General features: G+C 67.9%; 15 protein-coding genes and 2 pseudogenes. 6 read left to right on the top strand and 11 right to left on the bottom strand.

Translation table 11 applies throughout. The features are described from left to right. The first annotated feature begins 59 nt into the window (after positions 1 to 59). The 4 genes from ACFWPS_RS46295 (at position 60) to ACFWPS_RS46280 (ending at position 4,104) form a co-directional block, all read left to right on the top strand. Positions 60 to 974 (top strand): LysR family transcriptional regulator, encoded by a 915-nt coding sequence (locus ACFWPS_RS46295; RefSeq protein WP_383718198.1) that lies wholly within the window; start codon positions 60 to 62, stop codon positions 972 to 974. 57 nt (positions 975 to 1,031) lie between these two features. After that, the gene (locus ACFWPS_RS46290) at positions 1,032 to 2,873 is read left to right on the top strand and encodes a hypothetical protein (RefSeq protein WP_383718196.1); all 1,842 of its coding nucleotides are present in this window, start codon (positions 1,032 to 1,034) and stop codon (positions 2,871 to 2,873) included. 450 nt (positions 2,874 to 3,323) lie between these two features. Then, a complete protein-coding gene (locus tag ACFWPS_RS46285) occupies positions 3,324 to 3,623 on the top strand; it encodes a LysR family transcriptional regulator (protein WP_383718193.1) in 300 nt (99 codons plus the stop codon). Continuing rightward, positions 3,583 to 4,104 carry a LysR substrate-binding domain-containing protein gene (locus tag ACFWPS_RS46280; RefSeq protein WP_383718191.1) on the top strand — a complete coding sequence of 174 codons (522 nt, stop codon included), beginning with the start codon at positions 3,583 to 3,585 and terminating at the stop codon, positions 4,102 to 4,104. The genes ACFWPS_RS46285 and ACFWPS_RS46280 overlap by 41 nt, the downstream gene beginning before the upstream one ends. 235 nt (positions 4,105 to 4,339) lie before the next feature. On the opposite strand, the gene ACFWPS_RS46275 is transcribed toward ACFWPS_RS46280, so the two are convergent. The 4 genes from ACFWPS_RS46275 to ACFWPS_RS46260 are packed head-to-tail and all read right to left on the bottom strand — an operon-like array spanning position 4,340 to position 9,167. Then, positions 4,340 to 5,359, bottom strand: a complete 1,020-nt coding sequence (locus ACFWPS_RS46275) for an ABC transporter permease (RefSeq protein WP_383718188.1) — start codon at positions 5,357 to 5,359, stop codon at positions 4,340 to 4,342. Next, positions 5,356 to 6,330, bottom strand: a complete 975-nt coding sequence (locus ACFWPS_RS46270; RefSeq protein ID WP_383718185.1) for an ABC transporter permease — start codon at positions 6,328 to 6,330, stop codon at positions 5,356 to 5,358. Before ACFWPS_RS46270 ends, ACFWPS_RS46275 begins: the two co-directional genes overlap by 4 nt. After that, the gene (locus ACFWPS_RS46265; protein ID WP_383718182.1) at positions 6,327 to 7,898 is read right to left on the bottom strand and encodes a sugar ABC transporter ATP-binding protein; all 1,572 of its coding nucleotides are present in this window, start codon (positions 7,896 to 7,898) and stop codon (positions 6,327 to 6,329) included. Before ACFWPS_RS46265 ends, ACFWPS_RS46270 begins: the two co-directional genes overlap by 4 nt. Before the next feature lie 12 nt (positions 7,899 to 7,910). After that, the gene (locus tag ACFWPS_RS46260) at positions 7,911 to 9,167 is read right to left on the bottom strand and encodes a substrate-binding domain-containing protein (RefSeq protein WP_383718180.1); all 1,257 of its coding nucleotides are present in this window, start codon (positions 9,165 to 9,167) and stop codon (positions 7,911 to 7,913) included. 682 nt (positions 9,168 to 9,849) lie between these two features. Here ACFWPS_RS46260 and ACFWPS_RS46255 point away from each other — a divergent pair. Further along, positions 9,850 to 10,782 carry an MBL fold metallo-hydrolase gene (locus tag ACFWPS_RS46255; RefSeq protein ID WP_383718177.1) on the top strand — a complete coding sequence of 311 codons (933 nt, stop codon included), beginning with the start codon at positions 9,850 to 9,852 and terminating at the stop codon, positions 10,780 to 10,782. A 556-nt stretch (positions 10,783 to 11,338) separates the two neighbouring features. Here the strand turns inward: ACFWPS_RS46255 and ACFWPS_RS46250 are convergent. The 7 genes and pseudogenes from ACFWPS_RS46250 to ACFWPS_RS46220 form a co-directional block, all read right to left on the bottom strand. Then, the gene (locus ACFWPS_RS46250) at positions 11,339 to 12,979 is read right to left on the bottom strand and encodes a transporter (RefSeq protein ID WP_383718242.1); all 1,641 of its coding nucleotides are present in this window, start codon (positions 12,977 to 12,979) and stop codon (positions 11,339 to 11,341) included. Between the two features lie 2 nt (positions 12,980 to 12,981). Further along, positions 12,982 to 13,374 carry a DUF485 domain-containing protein gene (locus ACFWPS_RS46245; protein WP_383718174.1) on the bottom strand — a complete coding sequence of 131 codons (393 nt, stop codon included), beginning with the start codon at positions 13,372 to 13,374 and terminating at the stop codon, positions 12,982 to 12,984. A gap of 362 nt (positions 13,375 to 13,736) precedes the next feature. Beyond that, complete coding sequence (locus ACFWPS_RS46240) at positions 13,737 to 14,999, bottom strand: cytochrome P450 (protein WP_383718171.1); 1,263 nt, start codon at positions 14,997 to 14,999, stop codon at positions 13,737 to 13,739. A 112-nt stretch (positions 15,000 to 15,111) separates the two neighbouring features. Continuing rightward, positions 15,112 to 15,657 (bottom strand): TetR family transcriptional regulator, encoded by a 546-nt coding sequence (locus ACFWPS_RS46235; RefSeq protein WP_383718168.1) that lies wholly within the window; start codon positions 15,655 to 15,657, stop codon positions 15,112 to 15,114. A gap of 66 nt (positions 15,658 to 15,723) precedes the next feature. Then, a pseudogene (locus ACFWPS_RS46230) lies at positions 15,724 to 17,006 on the bottom strand (MFS transporter). Between the two features lie 158 nt (positions 17,007 to 17,164). After that, positions 17,165 to 18,187, bottom strand: coding sequence for a DUF2889 domain-containing protein (locus tag ACFWPS_RS46225; protein WP_383718166.1), 1,023 nt, complete (start codon positions 18,185 to 18,187; stop codon positions 17,165 to 17,167). A gap of 327 nt (positions 18,188 to 18,514) precedes the next feature. Further along, entirely contained in the window at positions 18,515 to 20,935 is a 2,421-nt protein-coding gene (locus ACFWPS_RS46220) for a CaiB/BaiF CoA transferase family protein (RefSeq protein ID WP_383718163.1), read from the bottom strand. Positions 20,936 to 21,075: 140 nt separating this feature from the next. Between ACFWPS_RS46220 and ACFWPS_RS46215 the strand changes: the two are divergent. Further along, positions 21,076 to 21,239 (top strand): annotated as a pseudogene (locus tag ACFWPS_RS46215) (NADPH-dependent F420 reductase); the annotation flags it as partial.

The following is a 21,239-nucleotide window of genomic DNA, read 5'->3' as shown; positions in this document are numbered from 1 at the left end:
CCTGCGGGATATGACTTGCAAATACTTGTGTTCCGTACTTCCCATGCCTTGGAGGCATAGTGGAACTGCGCGTCCTCGAGTACTTCCTGTCGATCGCGGACATCGGTTCGGTCACCGCCGCCGCACAACAGGTGCACGTCACGCAGCCGTCGCTGTCGCGTCAGATCCGGCAACTGGAGAAGGAGCTGGGCCTGACGCTGTTCCGCCGCGGTGAGGGAGCGCTCCGCCTCACCCCCGCCGGCCGCGCGTTCCTGCCGGTCGCCCGGGACCTGACGGCCCGCGCGCGGCTGGCCCGGGACACGGCGCGGTCCATGGCCTCGGGCGACGGTGTGCCGCTGACCGTCATCGCACCGCCCACCACCGTCACCGACGTCGTGGCGCCCTACGTCGTGGCCAGCGGCCCGGAGGGTCAGATCACCGATGTCGTGGAGGCGTCCCCGCACGGTGTCTACGGCGCCCTGGCCGTCGGCCAGGCGGACTTCGCGATCGGCACCCGGCCGCCCCCGACCGACCTGAGCTACGTCGTGCTCGGCCAGGCCCGTGTATGGGCCCAGGTCGTCTCCGCCCATCCCTGGGCGGGCCGGGACGACGTGACTCTGGAGGACCTGAGCACCGGACCGGTCATCGTCATGGACGAACTCCACGGCGTACGCCGCGTTCTCGACGAGGCCGTGGCCAAGGCCGGACTCGGATACCAGGCCTCGTACGTCGCACGGGCCCCCGCGGTCGCACAGGCGCTGGCCGCGGCCGGCAAGGGCGTGTGCGTCGTCTCCGACGACCCGCGGTTCGGCCTGCGGTCCCTACCGATCCGGCTCGACGACGAGCTCTTGCACATCACCCTGTTCGGCGCCTGGGACCCGACCCACTACGCGGCCGCCCAGATCCGCTCCTGCCTCGACGGGCTTGCCGGCTTCTGCCGTGACCTCTTCGCCTCCCCACCCGGCATGACGAGCGACCATACGCCCGCGACATGACGACCGGCCCAAACGGGCATTCGACAGGGTTCGCCCCCCGGGGCCACCTTCGGCGGCATGAGAACCAGACCCAGACCCAGCCCCGGACCGGGTCCCAGACCCGGACTCCGGCTGTTCCTGTCCTGTCTGCTGACGCTGACCGCTCTGACGGCCGCCGCCTCCACCGCCTCCGCGGACACCGTCACCCCCGTCTCCGACGACCCCCTCACCGGCTCCGGCACCGTCAGCCGCACGCTGCTCACCCGCACCGACCTCACCAGCGGCACGAGCAGCGCGCCCGTCAACGACTCCGCGTTCGCGGTGCCCAGTGGAGCAGCCGCGCCCAGCCACACCTTCGAGGGCACCCTCACCCTCAGCGGGACCGCCACCGGCGGCGGCTTCCGCGAGCTCACCGACACCTATAACCGGACCTCCTCCGCCGACTCGACGTGGAAGCATCTGCCGTCCGTCTCCGTCACGTTCGTGCAGAACGGCAGCCACCTCATCCCGACCGTGCGCGGTCTGACGTACACCGGCTCCGGCGTGTGGAACCTGCAGACCGGCGCCGGCCGGGTGTGGGACGAGACCTCCGACAACGGCATGACCCGCGCCTCGTTCCCCTTCTCGCTCGTCGAACGCAACGCCAACTGCGTCCACAACGGGGAAATGACCTTCCTGTTCGACGGAACCAGCATCAGCCAGGTGCGCTACCAGATCACCCAGGAGACCTGCGACTACCAGAAGTTCGACATGTGGGGCCAGCTGTCGGCGACCTACACCCAGGCGACCGTCACCGGGGCCACGGCCCTCAAGAACGCCTACGCGACCGAGGTCGCCGACCGCCTGCCGACCAAGCCCATCAGCGCGCTCACCACGGACTACCCCGACGCGGGCATCGACACCAGCAAGTTCGGCTCCGGGGTCACCGCCGCCGACATGACCGGCTACGGCGTCTACGTCAACGGCGTCAACTACACCTCCTCGTGCACCACTCGCTACGGCAGCTACGCCTTCTGCTCCGACATGCTGCTGCCGTCGTACTCCACGGCCAAGAGCGCCTTCACCAGCGTCGCCGCCATGCGGCTGCAACAGCTCTACGGGTCCTCCGTGGCGAGCGAGCCGGTCAAGAACTGGGTGTCCGAGACCTCGTCGTCCTCCGGCGACTGGTCGAACGTCACCCTCGACAACACCCTGGACATGGCTACTGGCAACTACACCTCGTCCGGCTACGAGACGGACGAGTCCGGCAGCACGATGTCGAACTTCTTCGCCGCCGAGTCGTACTCCGCCAAGATGTCGTCGGCGCTGTCCTTCCCGCACAAGACCACCCCGGGCAGCCGGTGGGTCTACCACACCTCCGACTACTTCCTGGCAGCCCGCGTGGAGAACAACTACCTGCAGTCCAAGGCCGGAAGCTCCGCCGACATCTACAACCTGGTCCGCGACGACGTCTACACCCCGCTGCACCTCAGCCCCGACGTCCTCACAACCGAACGCACCGGCAACTCCGCCTCCGGCTCACCCTTCGGCGGGTACGGGTTGTTCTGGACCCAGGACTCCATCGCCAAGGTCGCCAAGCTCCTCAACAACGACGCCGGCCAGATCAACGGCACCCAGGTGCTCAACTCCTCGGCGCTGGCGAGCACCATGCAGCAGAACTCCTCCGACCGCGGCGTCACCACCAGCGGTTCGACCGCCTTCAAGTACAACAACGGCGTCTGGGCACTCCAGTTCACACCGTCGTCGTACCCGCAGTACAACTGCTCCTTCTACGTGCCCTTCATGTCCGGCTACGGCGGTATCACGGTGGCCATGGCCCCCAACGGCGCCACGTACTACTACTTCAGCGACAACGACGAGTTCTCGTGGGCCGCCGCGGTCAACGAGACGAACAAGATCAACCCCATGTGCGCCTCCTGACGCAGCTGCCGGGCGGGACCGGTCCTCCCCGCCCGGTGGTCACCGTATCGCCCCGGCAACAGCCACGGGAACGGTGCAGGGGCCAAGCCCACAAAAGGACCCGCCCCTGAAAGGGGGCCGTAGTCGCGCTGCTGCGGACTGTTCCAGGTCTGCCTGCTTCGCCGTTTCATTCCAGTCCGTTGCGCCCTCAAACTGTCCGCCGTCGGCGAATCAGCGAAAGACGCTCATTGTCGAACGTTCCAGTGGGCTGGTCGTCGACCGCTTGCTCGAACCGTGTCGGGTCGGAATCCAATCGGCCATGTGCGGCCACCTTGAGCTGCGAGTATGGATCGCTCGGATGGCTCACATCGCACTTCTCCAAGTTCCACCGGGTCTCTTCCTCGGTCGTGTTCCGGTGATTACTCTCGCGTTTCATTGCCTTCTCATAAACGCGGCCGGAAGGGGATGTCCGTGAGCCTCGGAGCGATCGATCTGAGTCTCCTGGTGCCATTGGAAGCGCTCCTGGAGGAGAAGAACGTCACGCATGCCGGTTTCCGGCTCAACACCAGCCAGTCGGCGATGAGTGGCTCGCTGGCCCGGCTGCGCCGGCACTTCAACGACGAGTTGCTGGTGCGGGTGGGCCGCGAGTACGAGCTGACGCCGCTCGCGGAGCGGCTTCTGCCAGTTGTGCAGGCATCTCTGCGAAAGCCACCTGCGCTGCCACGACCTGATGATCGTGCCGCTCGGCTACCAGCTGCCGGGCGTCAGTGAGGCCGTGATGCACGACCGGTTCGTGTGCCTGGTCGACCCGGAGAACCCGCGCTTGGTCAACGGGACGCTTTCCCTGCGCGACCTGGCGGAGATGCCCCACGCGGCTTGCGTCATCGGCAAGAGCTTCACCCCCGCCGACCGTCAGCTGGAGACTCTCGGTATCAGGCCGAAGGTGCAGGTCAGCACGCCGGGGTTCAGCGTGCTGCCGTTCCTCGTGAGCGGCACCGATCTCGTCACACTGGTGCCGGAACGGCTCGCCATGCGCCACGAGGGTCTCACGCGCTGTCTCGCTGCCCCACGCCGTTCCCGGTCGTACCGCTGGTGGAAGCCATGTACTGGCACCACAACCGGCACACGGACCCGGCTCACCGCTGGCTGCGGGAGACCTTGCGCAAGGTGGGCGCAGCGCTGGACGAGTCGCTCACGCAGGAGACCGGCGCCGGGGACGCCGCCCCGGCCGCACATCCGCGATCGGATCTGAGGGAGGTCTCCTAGCGCCGTCCGGGAGAGCGGCGGGAACCGGGAACCGGAATGGTTCGGTCCCTGTGCCCTCGCCGTCGCCGTCGCCGTCGCCGGTGCAGTGAGTACCCCACCGCTGGGAGAGAGTCCTGACACGTCGCAGGCAACGCGACCGCCCTCGTCGGTGTCATATACCCGGCGGAGCCGGCGGCGGCACCGTACCGCCGGCCGGCTCGCGCGTGCGGGCCCTGGGTGTTTCAGATGCGGTCGCGTAGCCGCTTTTCCCGGCCGTAGAGCCCGACGACGACCAGGATCAGCCCACCGGTGATCATGTCCTGTGCGGCCGACGACAGTTGGTTGGCGCTGAGCAGCAGGGCGACCACCGACAGCACCAGCGCGCCGAGCACCGTACGCCAGTAGTCGCCGCGCCCGCCGAACATGGTGCCGCCGACGATGACCGCCGCCAGGGACTGGAAGAGATAGGGGTCGCCGATCGTGACGTTGCCCGAGCCCGAGTAGCCCGCCAGCAGGATGCCCACGCAGGTGGCGAGCACCGCGCTGGCGACGTACGCGTAGATCCAGGTGCGGTTGACCCGCACCAGGGCGAGCCGGGCTGCCGACTGGTTGACGCCGGTCAGGTAGAGGTTCCGTCCGGCGCGGGTGCGGGTGAGCACCAAGCCGATGACGATCGCCACCATCGCCCAGATGACGACCACCGGTGGGATGCCGATGCCGACGGTGGTGCCGTTGGCGGCGGTCAGCCTGCCCAGCCACGCCGGGGCGACGCCGGTGGCGGAGCCGTTGATCCACTTCAGCACCAGACCGGACAGCAGCGCGCTGACGCCCAGCGTCACGATGAGCGGCTCGACCTTGAAGCGGTACGACAGCACTCCGTTGACGAGTCCGCCCACCACGCCGACGGCCAGCGCGACCGCCACCGCGGCCCCGGTGGACCAGTGGTCGGTGCCGCACAGTTCGGCGATGATGACATTGCCGGCCGAGATGAACGCCGCGATGGAGAAGTCGATCCCGCCCACCAGGACGACGATGGTCTGCCCGGCGCCCGCAAGCCCCAGCAGCGAGGCGTTGACGAGGATCGCGTAGAGCACCCGCTGCGAACCGAAGCCCTCGATGGTGCTCAGGCCGTACACGTACAGCGCGGCCAGGGCGAGCAGTTGGAGCAGCGGGACCCGGCGCTGCCATTCGTTGAGCGTGTGGAGCAGGGGAACCCCGCCCGTTCCCGCCGCCGGGTCCGCGACCGCGGTGTCTGTGGTCATGCGACGGCCCTCCTGCGGGCGTTGGTCAACACGGCGCCCACGACCACGGCGAAGAGCAGCATCACGCCGTAGATCGCGGTGGACCACAGAGTGGACACCCGCACCACGTTGAGCAGGTTGTTGATCAGGTAGATGCTCGCCGCGCCGAGCAGCGAGCCGAGCAGGGAGCCCCGGCCGCCGGCCAACGAGGTGCCGCCCAGGGCCACCGCGGCGATGGCGAGCAGGGTGTACTGCGCGGACATGCTGGCCGCGCCCTCGCTGATGAGGGACATCAGGGCGATTCCGGCGATGCCCGCGTAGAGCCCGCCCAGGGAGTAGGCGGCGATCCGGACCTTCGGCACGTTCACGCCGGCGGAGAAGGCGGTGGCGTCGTCGCCGCCGACCGCGTACAGCGCCTTGACGAACGGCGTACGGGACAGGCCCCACCAGATCAGCAGCGGGGCGCCGATGGTCAGCAGCGCGCCGGGAACCGGGCCGAAGGAACCGGCCAGGTCCTTGGTCCACGAGGTGCTGCCGGAGGGGACGGTGTCGCCCTGGACCTGGGTGGCCAGGCCGCCGATGACGATGTTGGCGCAGAGCGTGGCCACGACCGGCTGGAAGCGCAGTACGGCCACGAGGACGCCGTTGACCGCGCCGATCGCCGCGCCGATCGCCAGGCAGACCGGGATCACCACGAAGGGTGAAGTAAGGCCGTTGGGCAGCAGGTTCGCCACGATGACGATGTCGATCAGGGTCAGCAGCGGGCCGATCGAGATGTCGATGCCGCCGCCGCCCGAGAGGATCGCCGGGGTGCTGGCCATCGCCGCGACGGCCAGCGGCGCGAAGGACGCGAGGACCGCCGCCCAGTTACCGAAGGCCAGGAACGCCGGCTGGAGGGCGGTGTTGACCACCAGCAGGACCAGTGCGAGCAGCCCGGCGAACGCGTACGGGCGCTTGCCGAGCAGGCCCCGCAGGGAATCGAGGGCATTCATGAGTCACCATCCGGGGAGGCGGAGCCGGCGACCGATGGGGTGACCGTGCGGCCGAAGAACGCGGCGACCAGGGACTGACGGGTCAAGGACGGGCGATCGAGGGTCGTGGAGTGCGAGCCCTCGCGGAAGACGAGGACGCGGTCCATGAGCTCGATGTGCTCGTCGACCTCCGTCGAGAGCATGACGACCGCGACACCGCGTGCGGTCAGCTCGTCGAGGAGGGCGTAGATGTCGCGCTTGGCGCCGATGTCCACGCCCCGGGTGGGGTCGTTGAGCAGGAGTACGTCCGGTCGGCGGGCGAGCCAGCGTGCGATGACGACCTTCTGCTGGTTGCCGCCGGACAGGGTGGTGATGGGGTCGGACTCGCGGCCCATCCGGACCTTGAGGCCGGACCGGTACTCCGCGAAGCGGCCCAGCGCGGATGCCCGCGACAGCAGCCCGAAGCGGGTGTCCCTGTCCTGGGTCGCGGCCGAGAAGTTCTCCCGGATGGAGAGCGTCCCGAACAGGGCCTCGCCGCGCCGGTCGCGCGGTACGTACCCGATGCCGGCCGCTGCCGCCCGCTGCTCCGAGCGGATCTCGGTCTCGCCGCCCACCTCCACGCGTGCGACGGACCCCGCACCCGCGGGACCGTGCCACAGCGCCTTGATGAAGGCGTCCTGGCCATGGCCCTCGAGCCCGGCCAGGCCGACCATCTCCCCGGCCCGGAGCTCGAAGTCGACCGGGTCGGCGTCCGGCCGGAGCCGCAGCCCGCGCACCCGTAGCAGTACCGGCGCGTCGGCGGCGGGGCCGCTGCGGTGCGCCGGCGCGCCGCCCTCGGGGATGTCGGTGAGGTGCTCGGCGCCGGTCATGAGGCGCACCAGCTCGGCCGTGGTGGCGTCCTCGGCCTCCAGGGTGGCCACCGACTCGCCCGAGCGCAGGACGGACACCCGGTCGGAGATCGCGTCGACCTCGTCCATGCGGTGGGAGACGAACAGCACGGCCATGCCGGTCGCCTTGCGCCGGGCGACGGCCTCGAAGAGCCGGTCCCGGGTGGCCACGTCGAGCGCGCTGGTGGCCTCGTCCAGGATCAGCACCCTGGGCTCGCGGACCAGTGCGCGGGCGATGCCGCAGGCCTGCCGGTCGCTCAGCGAGAGCTCTTCGACCGGAGTGTCCAGGTCCGGTGCCTCGCCGAGCAGTTCGCCCAGTACGGCGGCGGCCCTGGCTCGCTTGTCCGTCTCGGAGATCTTCCGCCGGAAGACCCCGTCGGCGCCGAGCCAGACGTTCTCCAGCACCGAACGGGGACCGACCACCAGAACCTCCTGGTAGACGGCCATCACACCGGCCGCGATCGCCGCCGCGGGGCCGCCGAGGCGGACCGCACGGCCGCCGACCCGGTAGCCGCCGGAGTCCGGGGCGTGCACCCCGGTGAGTATCTTGACCAGGGTGCTCTTGCCGGACCCGTTCTCGCCCATCAGGGCATGGACCTCGCCTGCCAGAAGCCGGAGCGAACAGGACCGCAAGGCCCTGGTCGCCCCGAACGACTTGGCGAGACCGGTGACTTCGAGGGCCACCTGGCTCTGCTCGCTCAACGTACTTGCTCCCTACGAGCCGAAGAAGCCGTCGATGTAGCTCGTCTCCGCGAATGTCTGGCCGACGTCGCCCACCGTGATGGTGGAGGCGTCGCCGGTCTTGAAACTCGACTTCGAGAACTTCGACAGGTTGTCGCTCGTCACGAGCGGCGGGTTGATGACGATGTCCGAGGCCTTGACCCCGTCACCGTCGAGCATGTGCTTGGCCACCTGGACGACGGCCTTGGCCAGTCCGTCGGCCGGGTTGAACAGGCCGACGCCCTTGTAGCTGCTCTGGTTGGCCGCCCAGTACGCCACCCCGCCCTTGGTCAGACCGTTGTCGGCGACCGGCGCCACGGTGACGTTGGACTTCTGGAAGGCCGAGATGATGCCCGTGGTCATCGGGCCGCCCTCCAGGACGCCGCCGATGGTCTTGGTCGGGTTCGCCGCCAGGTACTGCTGGACCTTGGTCTGCGCGGTGGTGGGCGAGAAGTCGGTGTAGATCGAGTCGTCCAGCGTGATGCCGGAGCACTTGGCCAGTGCGGCCTTGGCACCGTTGAAGGTGTCCGTGTCGATCGGGACGCCCTTGATCCCGTGCACGCCGAGGATCGTGCCCTTTCCGCCCATGGACTTCGCCAGGGTGGCGGCCTGCGCCTCGCCCGCCGCGAAGGCGTTCGGCACGACGTTGACGGTGTTGGCGTCGGCCACGTTGTTGAGCACCGAGATGGACGGGATGCCGGCCTTGGCGGCCTTGTCGACGACCGACTCGAAGCCCGCGGCCAGCGGCTGGTAGATGATCAGGTCGACCTTGTCGGTGATCAACTGGTTGAACTGCGAGATCTGGTTGGTGACCTCGTTGGTGGACACCAGGTCGATGACCTTGTAGCCCTGCGCCTTGAGGTACTTCTGCAGTGCGTTGTTGATCAGTGTCTGGTAGGGGTTCGTGAGCTGGGACTCGGAGATGCCGACCGTGATCGTCCCGGACTTCTTGCCCTCCCAGTTCGCCCACGCGCTCTTTTGCACGGTGCCGGAGTAGCCGCTGTACGCCGCGGTGTAGTCCGAGCCCAGGGCCTTGATCAGGCCGGCCGTGTCGTTGAACTTCGCCGTCGGGACGGTGCCGCAGGACGAGGACGACGAATCGGTGCCGGCACTCGTGCTGTCGGAACTCTTCTTGCTGCAGCCCGCCGCGGTGACGGTGAGCAGGGCCGCGGCACAGAGAGCGCCCGAGATCCGGACGGTGCGGTTGCGGCGCGTCGTGGCGGTGGCCGCGGTCGCTGGTCTTGCGGTCATCGTGGGGACTCTCCTTCGAGCCTGTGCGAGTCGGCGCCGGGTCACGGAGGGAAACGGCCCGACTAAATTGCACGGCAGCGTAAGAAGTGCCCGAAACGACGTACAAGGTCCCCAGTCATCGAGCCTGGGGATGGGTGGTATGCCCGTCCGGTCCGCGCCGCTCGGCCGCCGCAGGTCGCACACACCGTTCCGCACCGCCGAGGATGGCGATCCAACTGGTTGCCACTACCGCAACGACGTCACCCAGCTCCTGCCCCTGCTCGACGCAAACTCGCCTGCTGCCTGATCACCCAACGACAATTCAGCTCATCGTGTTAGCCGTTGTGAGCCCTAGCCCGTCGGACTGAATTCAGTCCAGACGCAATTCAGGCTGCGGTTGCCGCCTTGGCCGAGATGGCCACCTCCGGCACGCGGTGCGGGATGAGCGCCACCGGCCGGCCGACCGTCCGGCTGTCCAATCAACAGCCGGCTTCCCCGCACGCGGTGCAGATTGGCCAGCATGGCCCGACAGGGAGCAAAGGTGGTCGAGCACCCGCCATCCGGCGCCGGGGCCTGATGGAACTCGAGGTAACCAGGACGGCGCCGCGCGGCGGGAGCGGCACAGGTCTGGACTTGCCACAACGTGAACCATGCCTCACCATATTTCATGAACCTCAGTTCACCTTGTCGTCCAGGAGCAAAGATGATCACTGCCGAGACCGCAAACGTCGGAAAGCTGAGCAATCAGGCGGCCGTACGTCGCTTACAACTCGATGACGTCACTTTCACCTACATCGTCGACGGCGCCATGGCGATGGAACCGCAACACTTCCTGAGCTCGGTCCCCGCTGAGTACTGGGCCGATCATCCGGACATGCTCGACACGAACGGGAGGATTGCGATGTCCGCCGGAGGCCTGCTGGTCGAGCGGGATGGTTTCCGTCTCCTCATCGACGCCGGCCTAGGCATGGTCACCATGGATACGGGCGTCGGCCGGGGAAACAGTGGTGACTTCCTGACCACATTGGCCGCGATCGGCGTCGACAAAGCAGGCATTGATCTGCTCGCGTTCACCCACCTGCACGGCGACCACACCGGCTGGGCATTCGCCACCGACACCAAGGGCGAGCCGCACGCCACGTTCCAGCACGCGCAGTACGCGATCGCCGACACCGAACTCGCGAACCAGCCTGTCGATCACACCGGCGCCGGTCAGGAGCATGAGCAGCTGACCATCATCGAAACGCTCCGCCAGAGCACAAACCTGAAGGTGATTCACGATGAACAGGAAGTAGCGCCGGGGGTTGTGGCACTCGTGACGCCGGGCCACAGCCCGGGTCACACCTCGTATGTGATTGCGACAGCATCCGGGAAGCGGCTGATCGCCTTCGGAGACACCTTCCACACACCGGCTCAGATGGGCTACACCGGATGGAGTTCGGCACCGGACTCCGATCCTCACGCGGTTCCTGCCGCACGCGAGCGACTTCTCACCGAACTGAGCGAACCGGACACCTTCGGATTCGGAATTCATTTCGGCGATCAGCCCTTCGGTCAGGTCCGGCACGACACCGGAGCGGCCGAGTGGCATCCGATCGAGACCGCTGTGCTGCTACCACCGCCGCGCACCTGCTGAACTCAGCGGCACCCATGTGATCCAGGTTCCATATCCCCTGACCATGGCCCCCTTGGATCAGTGGATCCTGAAGTCCAGCAGAAGAGATGACCACCGATAGCACCACCGCACTCATCGCCCGGTCGCACGAAGCCAGGCCGGGAAGAACTGCCGTGTGCATCAAGCGACACCCCGGCGTCGCCCATGTCATCTCTGCCGCATCCTGTCGGGTGCCGGAACCGACTGCCCGTTGTTGAGGGACCGGCCCTCCTCACGCGGCAATCGGCTGAATCCGCCCGTCCCTCGCAACCGTGACCGGGGACGGGCTGTTCGGCACTGCGACCGTCTCCCGCGACCATCGCCGAGGACAAGGTCGCATCAACGTCGGCCAGCCGTCGCAAGATCCGCAAGGGCCCTCTGAAGAACGCCACGGCGTAGTGGAAGCACCGCGACATCGGCTGGCTCCGAACTCGTCGGTTCAGCGGAGGCAGGCCGACCTTCGAAACTCGACCGCACGGTCGTGGCGTACCGCCCATAGCGCCTGAGCGGCGCCGGTTCGGACGGCTGGTTCAGCTCCCTATCGCCGTGCATCAGCGGCCGTCTCGGGTTCGGCCTCCCGACCCGTCAGGATTCTGTACTGCATGCGTTGAAAGCCGACTTCGGGGGCGGCCGGTGCGGTGATGCTGCCCAGCCACCCAAGGACGAACGCCGCAGGCACGGACACCAGCCCCGGGGTCTGGTACGGATACCAGTCGAAGCTCGCTTCCGGCCAGAGCGCGAATGGGGTCCCGGAGACGATGGGCGAGAAGGCTGTGAGCGCGGTGCACAGCAGCAGCCCGCCGTAGACGGACCAGAGCAGTCCTCTACGGTTGAACCGGCGCCAGAACAAGGAATAGATCAACACGGGGAAGACGCATGAGGCCGCAACACTGATCGAGAAAGCGATCAGGAACTCGGTCGGGTACCGGTGGATGGCTGCAGCAAGAGACAGACATACCGCGCACAGGACGACGGCGGCCACACGAAGAGCCCGCACCTCTTCGGTGTCCGTGCGGCGGCGCCTGCCCCGCGCAAACACGTCGTGGGCGAAGGAGACGGCAGCGGCGAACGTCACGCTGGTCACGGTGGTGAGCACGGCGAGGAAGACGACACACGCCATGACCGTGATGAGCACGACACGACCGGTCGACCCGTCGCCGAGTACCTCCGAGGCCAGCAAGATCGGGGAGGCCTGCCCACCCGGGTCGACCGCGGTGAGGTTCGTGGCGCCCACCACAGCGACGGATGCGAAGCCCGTGGTGATCAGGAGAAGGATGAAGACACCCACCAACCCCGTGGCAATACTCATGGATCGCCGCGCCGAACGCCCGGATCGCGACGCGCCGACCCGCAGGATCAGATGAGGCATCACGGCCGTACCAAGGATGACCACGATGTGGTCGCAGAACGTGTTGAGCGAGCCGAGACTCGCCGTGTACGGCCAACCTCCAGGGCGGAGGTAGCCGCTCGGGGCGCTGCTCTTCCTGACCGCGGCCGAGAGAAGAGCTCCGGGGTCCCAGTGGAACTTCCTGAGTGCCAGCAAAGTGACTGCGGCAAGTGTCCCGATGGTGACCGGCACCTTCGCGACGTGCATGAAGCTGTTCCCCTTCAGGCCCGCCACCGCGGCGAAGCAGGCGACGAGGCAACCCATCAGCACTGTGCACAGCACCTCGGCCCCATCGGTCGGGGTGCCGATCAGGAGTGCTGCGCTGACGCCGGCGGCCCGCAGTTGGATCATCAGGATGGGAATGGTGATGGCCAGCGTCACCGCGGTCGCGGCGACTCGGGGCGCCCTGTCCGGGGCCCGCAGCGAGAAGATGTCGCCGAGCGTGTAGCCGCCGCTGTTGCGTATCTTCTGCCCGAGGAGTAGCAGCACACCCAGCGCGATCAGACTGTCAAGCGCGAAGGTGAACCCGTCGTAGCCGAACAGAGCGATGGTCCCCGGGACCGTCAGCAGGGTGACGACCGAGATCTGCTCGCCGGCCATGGCGAACCCGTTGAAGACCGGGGAGAGGGACCGGTCGGCGATGTAGAGCCTCTCCGGGGTGTCCTCCTCCGCCGTGGCGAGCGTGAAGAGCCACAGCAGACACAGCCCGATGAAGATGAGGAACGCGAAGATCACTGGGCGTCTCGCGCCCGAGCCGATGGGGTCGATGATGCCCGAGCTCAGGATGTCCATGGTCACCGCGTCACCGCCGGGGAGCCGTTGCCAATGACGGCTCCCGACATCTCGGTCCGGTGCACATGAGCCGTCAGCGACTCTTCGACGGGATCGAGCAACCGTGTGCTTCGATTCTCGTACCACCAGGTGGTGGTGACGAAGAGTACGCACTGCAAGACGCCCCACGCCAGGCCGAGTGTGAGCTTTCCGTGCACCGCGACTGCGGGAATGTCGGTAAAGCAGGACAGCACTATGCCGACGACAAAGGGAACCAGGTTGACGGCGACAAAGGCCCGCTGAGCCCGGTGAACGGCCTCGCGCAGGTGGTCAACGCGAGTCCGCTGTTCGGCGTCGGGCGCGTGCCGCAGTGCCGATGGATGGCCGGGTGGATGCGGGGAGTACTGCGGGGGCACGGAACCTCCGGGCAAGGTGGGAACGGATGACGGCACGCGAAGCCGGCAGGTGGCGCGCGGCAGCCGCTGCACCGAAGGCAGAACAGGACGCGCTGCTGGAATCACTCGCCACGCGGCACACAGGGTGCTGGGCCGGATCTCTGACGAGGGATCGCGTACGAACGACTGAGCACGGATCGCGCACTGCGAGGTCGTGCACGCCCTCAAGCGGCTGTTGCCGTGAAGCGTCAAGTCGTGATCAAGAGAGTCATGGAACCGGTGATGTTCCGTCAACTCTCTGCATATGTGCAACATGTCACCGGCGAGCTCGCAAACGAGCAGACGCAGGTCACAGGGGGTGTGAAAACCCAGAATGCGGCTGTCTACGGCTGTTCTATCGCCGCCTCCAGGGGTGCCCTGAAGGAAAGCAGGCCAAGCATCGGAGGTGCCGCGGCCTCGGCTGACAGACGAGCGTCAGGAAGAGCGCGGGCTGCCGCCCGCAGGGCCAATGCCGCCTCCGTGCGCGCAAGAGACGCACCCGGGCATCGATGACGTCCGGCTCCGAAGGCCAGATGATGGCGGACGTTCGCCCTGTTCGGGCACATCCGCTCCGGGTCGGGGAAGACCTTCGGGTCTGAGCCGCTGCCCAGGAGCATGAGCAGTATGCGCGCACCCGCGGGGAGTTCGTTCCCGTCCACTTCGGTCGGTCGCGCGGTGACGCGGCGCCAGGTGGTCACCGGCGGCTCACGTCGAAGTGTCTCCTCAACCCAGGCCTCGGCCAGCCCCGCCTCCGATGCCGTGCGCGGCCATATCCCGGGATCGACCAGCGCCCGGCGCAGAGCGGTGACAATGAGTTGCCCGGTGGTGGACTGGCCGGCGACGAAGACGAAGAAACACACTGCGACCGCTGTCTCGGCGTCCAGGGGCGCGCCGTCAGGCAAGCGGTGACGGCTCAGCGCTCCCATGAAGGACTCGGAGGAAACCCAGCCAGTGCGCACGGTCTCGGTGAGCCACTGGTGGAAGGCCACCACAAGCTCCGCCAGCTCCAGTTGCCGCTCGGGCGAGGGTCTGCCCCAGAAAAGCTCCAATGAGGCATCGCTCCAACGGATCAGGGTGGTCGGGTCCACACCGTGGATGCCGAGGAGTTCCATGAGCACTCTGCAGGGGAGCACCTGCGCGTACGAGGTGAACAGATCACAGCTGCCGGTGGCGGCCAGCTGCGACTTCACGTCAGCGAGCAGTTCGGTGGCGATGCGCTCGATCACCGGTACGGCTTCAGCGACGCGCTGCGCGTTGAAGAACCGAGTGGCGACTCGCCGCAGGCCGGGGTGACTCGGAGTTCCGTTGTTGGCGAGCGCGGGCGGGAGCGTGAAGCCGGCCCTGACAAGTACCCGCAGTACGGAGACCGGCAGCGCGGTGATTGCGTGTTGAGCGTTGTCCGGGAGGAAGAGATCGGGGGCAAGGAGTACCTGTCGCACATCCCTGTGGCGGCTCACCAGCCACAGCCCGGTGACGGGGTCGTGGTGCACGGGAGACTCGGACCGCAAGAGGTCCAGCCAGGGGTAGGGGTTCCGGATAAAGCTGTCGCCGAACAGGTCTGGAAATTCGATTGGAGCACTTATGTCGAGCCTTCCGGGGAAATTCACGGCCGCACGCTAACACGGCCCTGATCCGACCCCGACCCTATGTGCGCGGCATCACTTCGGGTTTTCGAATGGGGAGCCTCTCTTCTTTCCAGGTGACCGAAAAGAGCTACTGTCACTCCGTCAGACAACGCTGCAGTGACGGCCCGAGGCGCTCGACGGCAGTGGCCGTCGACGTCGCCCGCAGCGCCTCGCCCCGAGCGATGCCGTACATCACACCCAGACCGAGCAACATGCCGACGGCGAGTTCGGCACGCAGACCGGTGTCAGGGCCGTCGAGGCGCTCGGCGAGGCGGTCGCGCACCTCGTGACGGAAGTTCGCACGCAGAATGTCGCCCAGACCCTCCTGCAATGAGACGAAAACGATGCGCAGGAGTGGATCGACCCCCTGTTCCGTCTGACTGACGAGGACGTGCCGCACCATGTGGCGGCCGAGGTCTTCGAGCGGCGCGTCCAACAGCACCATGGCGTCGCTCTCGAAGGACATCACCTGGGCGAGGAGGCGGTCCTTGCTGCGGAAGTACTTCATGATCAGCGGTGGACTGACCCCGGCCCGGTCGGCCACAGCACTGAGGGTGACGTCGGTATGGGACTGACGGGAAGGCATGTAGTGAGCAGCAAGGAGGATGGCCGCCCTGGTGGCCTCGGTATCCCGCCGCATGGCCCTCCGACGGACACCTTCGCCACACCGTTCAACCTCGTCAAACTGCGCGTCTCCTCATGGTCTTCACGTCTTTTGGCGCTCGACGTCGTCCCGTGGAACGGCCAGGGCGGCCGCGCAGCCGGCCACGGCGACCGTCCCGGCCATCGCGAACGCGAGCAGGTATCCGTGCAGCGTGGGCGTCGACTCTCCCCCGATGGTGGCGGCGTGGTGTGCCAGGACGACCGCGACGGCGGCGCTGCAGACGGACTGGCCGATGGTCCGCATCAGGACGTTGACGCCGTTTGCGGAGCCGGGCTATGCGACGGGCACGGCGCGCAGGATGGGCATGGGAAGGGCCGAGTAGGCCAGGGCCGTGCCCGTGGAGACCACGGCACCGCCCAGGACGATCACCCACGGGTCGCGACTGTCCAAGATGCGGACGACGTATCCCAACGCCATGACGCTTGCGCCGAGTGCCAGGGTTACGCGAGGCCCGCGTGTCATCGAGATGCGGGCCGGCACAGGGGACAGCAGCAGCATGAGGACACCGCCGGGCAGCAGACACAGGCCGGCGGCAACGATCGGCAGTCCGAGGCCATGTCCGGTGGCGGTGGGCGCCTGCACGAGTCGGGCGGTGACCAGGGAATTGGCGTAGAAGGCGAATCCGACGAGAAGGGCAGCGATGTGAGGGGGCGCCACGCGCGGACGAGAGGCCGGCCTGAGGTCCACCAGCCCCGCTCACCGCCCTGTGAGACGGCGAGCAGCAGGCACACCAGCCACGTGGCGAGGCCCGGTGCACCACCGATGTCGAATCGTCCCGGCTGCCGTAGCGGTGACTCGCAGACGGCCCACGCAGCGAGCGCGAGTCCGAACGCGCCCAGCGCACCCGACACCCAGAACATCACATGCCAGTCGGTGTACTGGACGACGAGGGCGGCCAGCGGCAGGCCGAGCGTCGCGCCGATCCCGACCGTGGAGCTCATCAGAGCTACGGCGATGAGCAGGCGTATGTCCGAGGTACCGGCGCACTACACGGAGCCGGCAGTCATGAGTGCCGGGGCCAGGAGCAGGACGCGCTTCTTGCCGTACATGTCGCCGGCTCGACCGAGGACGGGATTCAGGACTGAACCCGCCAGGAGTGTCGCGGTCACCATCCAGGACACTGTGGCGACCGACGAATGGGTCAACCGGGGCAGTTGCGGCAGCAGGGGGACCACGGCGGTCTGCCTGACCGCCATGAGGATGCCCCCGAAAGCCAGCACCGGAACCGCCGGACGAACGCTCAGCTGTTCGCCTGGTGCGGTCCGGCGCACAGCGCTCGGCGCACGTGCCACCGGGTGTGCGTCAGCCGCGGACTCAACAGACATCTGATCAGGCACAAGCACTCCCCCTCCGAAATGAAAGGCCAGCATGCATGGCGATTCATCTCACCGGATGAATCGCCATTTACCCGCGCCAGGTTGGATACGTGAATTGGAATTCGACAGCGACCTCGTAATCGGCACGCCGACCTCTCGTCATCACTTCAGCTGTCGGCGGGACCATCCTCTGCGAGCGTGGACAACAGGGCCGGTACGTCGGCCAGCCCGCGCAACATGTCGTTGAGGTGGGTGCAGGTGTCCGTGCCGCCGAAGGTCTCCCGTACCCGCCGGCGCAGGTCAGCGAGGGGCTGTCCGGCCAGGCGGGTGGCACTCGCCGCGGCGGCAGGGCACTCGGTCCAGGGCAGGACACGAGGCGCCGCCTCGCAGGAGACCACGGAACCGGCACGCGTGTCGACTACCGCGCTCAGCGTGTACTCGTGGATGACGGTCTCGGTGCCGTCGGGCAGCACATACGAGTCCCGGAAGAGGCCGTCGACGGTCGCCCGGAGGCCTGGGCACACGTCGGTGCGGCGGACCCGACGCATGGCCCCGGGCGGCAGGGGGTCGGTGCCGTGCCAGGCGAGCGGGTCGGTCACGACGCTGAGCCGCGGTGCTTCCGGACCCGTCACGACGGGCGTTTTCCCGTCTCTGCGCAGCTCGACCATGATGGTCCCGCCGGTCGCGAAACCGGCGCACTGGTTCTCCCGGAATACCGGACGTCCTCGCGACGCGACCGGTCCGGTACGGCCGGCGTTCACCGCATGCCCGGAGACAAGAGTGACCACGGGGAGTTCGTCCAAGAGCAGGTGTAGCAGGTTGTGCTGTGCGGTCAGGGACGGGTCGGACTCATCCAGTCGGCTCCGGAATCCGGAGGAGGTGCGGCCGCCGATCAGGGCAGCGAGCTGAGGGCGAGCGGGCTCGGTCATCAACTCCCGGAGGGCCCACCCACCCGTGTAGTCGACCACGGCGCGGCAGCTGGCCTTCGCGACCAAACGCGCCGTCCCGTCGGCAGCGGTCAGCAGATCACGCCCGCGTCCGGCCAGGACGAGCGGACCGTCCAAGCCGTCCAGGCGGAGCATGTCGATGCTGGTGGTGCGGCGGATTGATCCTGGTGAGCGAGCGGGACTGCCGACCGTCGGCTCATGGGTGCCGTGGCGGGGATGCAGCTCACGCTGAGGGCCGGTCATGACCATGGTTCAACTCCCGGAAGCGGGGCATGGCAATGCGACGAGACAGGTCTGCGGTGCCCCACACAGATCGATGACCGCACCGCCTTACGGGACGGCGTCCCCTAGGACGGAGTGGAGCCGGCCACGGTCGTAGGGCCGTCGTAGCTGCCGCCGCGACACGTGGTGCCGTCCGCGATCGACATGTCGGCGTCATCGAGGTCGGCGGAGACCTCCGTTCCAGTCGACCCCGCACGAGACACACTTGCCTCATGCATTGAAAACGTCATTTTCATAATGAGCCCGAACGACGCGCCTGTCAATCGGCGACCGCCGACGCAGTCCGGTTCAGCGGACGATTCCGCGCTCCCGCAGCGCTGCGATCTCCCCGCTGCCGTAGCCGAGTTCGCCTAGAAGGGCGTCGGTGTGCTCCCCGGCGAGGCAGCCGCCCTTCGCCTGCGTGGCGGACCGGGAGAAGCGGACCGTGGGCCCAGGGCGCAAGTGCTCGCCGAAGACCGGGCTCTCGGCGGTCGAGGCATACTGCACGGCCAGCTCCTCATGCGTCTGGATCACGACCTCAGGGGGCTGTTCCGTGACCTGGACACAGCCCACGTCGACCGCGGTGAGCAGCTCTTCCCACTCGGCAGCGGGGCGTGTGGCGAAGAGGTCTGCCAAGACTCGGGTGAGATCCGCGTCGTGCGCGGTACGCGCCTCGGGAGTGCCGAAACGCCCGGTGCCGCCCAGCTCCAGCACGGCGGCCAGCGGCTGCCACTCCTTCACCGCCGGAGCCGCAAGGAAGATCCAGCCGTCGGCGGCTCGGTAGATGCGGTAGAGGGCGTGGAAGCCACACCCTTCGTCGTCGACGTCCGGAGAGGCGGGACGGCCGGGATAGTCGATGACCCGGTCGAGCAGGGCGTGAGTGACCGTCGCGAGCATCGAGGTCGTCAAGGGCGCCAACGCACGACCGCGGGCCCGCGCCAGCAGGCCGAGCAGCGCTGCGGAAGCGACCGCCAACGCGGCCAGGCCGTCGGCCTGGAGGGAGGGTTTCGCAGCGGCGCCGTACAACTGCACCGCGCTCCGCTTGAGTTCCGCCAGGCAGCCGGCCGTGGCCCCCGCGTGGGGCGCGTCTGTCAGCGCCACCCCGCCCGCCGCGCCGATCGAAGGGGCGTAGGCGGGGCGCGCCCCGTACGGGCCGCCGTCGCCGTACCCACAGGCGTCGACATAGACGAGGTCGGGATTGACCGCCCTCAGCGTGACAGTGTCCACGCCGGCGCGTTCGGCGGCTCCGGCCCGCAACGCCTGGAGCACGACATGACTGCGGCGGGCGAGTTCGTGGACGATAGCGCGGCCCTCGTCCGTACGAAGGTCGAGGCAAATACTCTCCTTGCCCTGCATCACCTTGGCTCCGCCCGCTTCGGGAAAGGGGAACACCCGGCGGATCGCGTCGCCTTCGAGTGGTTCGACCTTGATGACCCTGGCCCCGAGGTCGGACAGGAGGGTGGCCCCGAACGGACCGGCGAACATGACGCCCAAGTCCAGAACCGTGACTCCTTTCAGAGCCAGGCCGCCAGCCGCATCCGTGGGCGGGAGAACCGGCCCACCGCTCGCCGACAGGGCCCGCACCGGATCCCCGTGCTCGTCCAGACGGGGTGCGGGCCGGGCCGATGTCAGGGGTTTCCCGTCCACGTGCACGAGGGTCGTGGGCTGCCGTACCCCACCCGCCACGGTGACGCGTGCGTCGTGGGCGAGCTGCCGGTGCTCGAGGACAGCCGGACCGGATCGGAAGACCTCGGCGTTGACGTCGCGGTTTCTCTCGAAGACCTGCTGCCATTCCGCGAGGGTGCGGTCACCGACTCTTTGGAGAAGGATCTCCCAGAACTCCGTGCGCAGTTCCTGGGTCCGAAGGTCCGGAAACCCTGCCCACTTGGGCTCGTCGAGCAACTGCACAAGGCCCAGCTCCGTCAGGAATGCGGCGAACAGGCGCGGCCCGAGCTGGGCGAACTGGAGCCAGTGCCCGTCCTTCGTCCGCGCCACGAGCAACGGGTAGACCAAGGTCGAATGCGGCTCCCCCTCCGGGGTGTAGGCCTCGACCGTGCGATACGCCTCCGGCCAGCGGAGCCCGACCAGCTCCGTGAACCATGTCCAGGTGTCCAGCGTGCCGATCCCGCGCACCAGGTCGGCCTCCACATGCTGGCCATACCCGCTGCTCTCCCGCTCCAACAACGCCGCCAGGATGCCGTGGACAGCGGTGTGAGCCGCCCCCCACGTCGCGAACGGCACCGACAGGAACGCGGGGCCGGGCCTGACGACGATGTCCCGCTTCACGTGGAACATGCCCAACTTGGCCATGACCAGCCCCTCGTAGCCCTTCAGGTCGCTCCAAGGACCGTCGGACCCCCAGCCGGTGATGGCTGCGCTGACCAGCCGGGGATTGCGCTGCTCAAGATGTTCCCGTTCGAGGCCGAGCCGCTTGAGCGTGCGGGGCCGCATGGTGGTGACGAACACGTCGGCCTGCTCGACGAGCCGGAAGAGGGCGGTGCGGTCGGCCTCGTCGTGTACATCCAGCACAGCGCTACGCCTGCCGCGCGCCAAAGCCGGCCACGCCGCCCGGGAACGTAGGGGACTGCCTCCAGGAGGCTCGATGCCCACGACGTCGGCACCGGAGTCCGCGAGGAACTGAGTGGCGAAGGCGCCTGGCTCCGTCGTGGAAAGGTCGACCACCACAAGCCCTTCCAGGGGCCCTGTCCTCACGCGTTCCTGCGACTCCATCGCCGGTTCTCCGATCGCCGCGAAAACAGCATTTTCACCTATAGTGAGTCTGACCGTGGCCTGAAGAGTGCGTCAAGAGACGTGAACGGACCAGCCGCGCCCACTTCCCACTCGCCGTACGAAAGGCTCCTGCCGTGACCATCAGAGACGACGCCACCGAATCCTCCGCGGACGCGCCCGAACGACTCAGCAAAGCGCCGATCGAGGGCCCCTGGGACCTGCCCGACGTCTCCGGTCTGGTCGTGGGGGTGCTCGGCGGCACCGGCCCGCAGGGCAAGGGCCTCGCCTACCGGCTGGCCCGGGC

The sequence above is a fragment of the Streptomyces sp. NPDC058457 genome, from assembly GCF_042720695.1.
In the GTDB taxonomy this organism is placed as follows: Bacteria; Actinomycetota; Actinomycetes; order Streptomycetales; family Streptomycetaceae; genus Streptomyces.
This window is presented reverse-complemented; position numbering and strand designations above follow the sequence as displayed.

What these genes read in the sequence shown, in the direction of transcription:
- ACFWPS_RS46290 (WP_383718196.1), top strand. Translation starts at nt 1,032, where the DNA reads ATGAGAACCAGACCCAGACCCAGCCCCGGACCGGGTCCCAGACCCGGA.
- ACFWPS_RS46280 (WP_383718191.1), top strand. Translation starts at nt 3,583, where the DNA reads ATGATCGTGCCGCTCGGCTACCAGCTGCCGGGCGTCAGTGAGGCCGTG.
- ACFWPS_RS46275 (WP_383718188.1), bottom strand. Translation starts at nt 5,359, where the DNA reads ATGACCACAGACACCGCGGTCGCGGACCCGGCGGCGGGAACGGGCGGG.
- ACFWPS_RS46270 (WP_383718185.1), bottom strand. Translation starts at nt 6,330, where the DNA reads ATGAATGCCCTCGATTCCCTGCGGGGCCTGCTCGGCAAGCGCCCGTAC.
- ACFWPS_RS46260 (WP_383718180.1), bottom strand. Translation starts at nt 9,167, where the DNA reads ATGACCGCAAGACCAGCGACCGCGGCCACCGCCACGACGCGCCGCAAC.
- ACFWPS_RS46255 (WP_383718177.1), top strand. Translation starts at nt 9,850, where the DNA reads ATGATCACTGCCGAGACCGCAAACGTCGGAAAGCTGAGCAATCAGGCG.
- ACFWPS_RS46250 (WP_383718242.1), bottom strand. Translation starts at nt 12,979, where the DNA reads ATGGACATCCTGAGCTCGGGCATCATCGACCCCATCGGCTCGGGCGCG.
- ACFWPS_RS46235 (WP_383718168.1), bottom strand. Translation starts at nt 15,657, where the DNA reads ATGCGGCGGGATACCGAGGCCACCAGGGCGGCCATCCTCCTTGCTGCT.
- ACFWPS_RS46225 (WP_383718166.1), bottom strand. Translation starts at nt 18,187, where the DNA reads ATGACCGGCCCTCAGCGTGAGCTGCATCCCCGCCACGGCACCCATGAG.
- ACFWPS_RS46220 (WP_383718163.1), bottom strand. Translation starts at nt 20,935, where the DNA reads ATGGAGTCGCAGGAACGCGTGAGGACAGGGCCCCTGGAAGGGCTTGTG.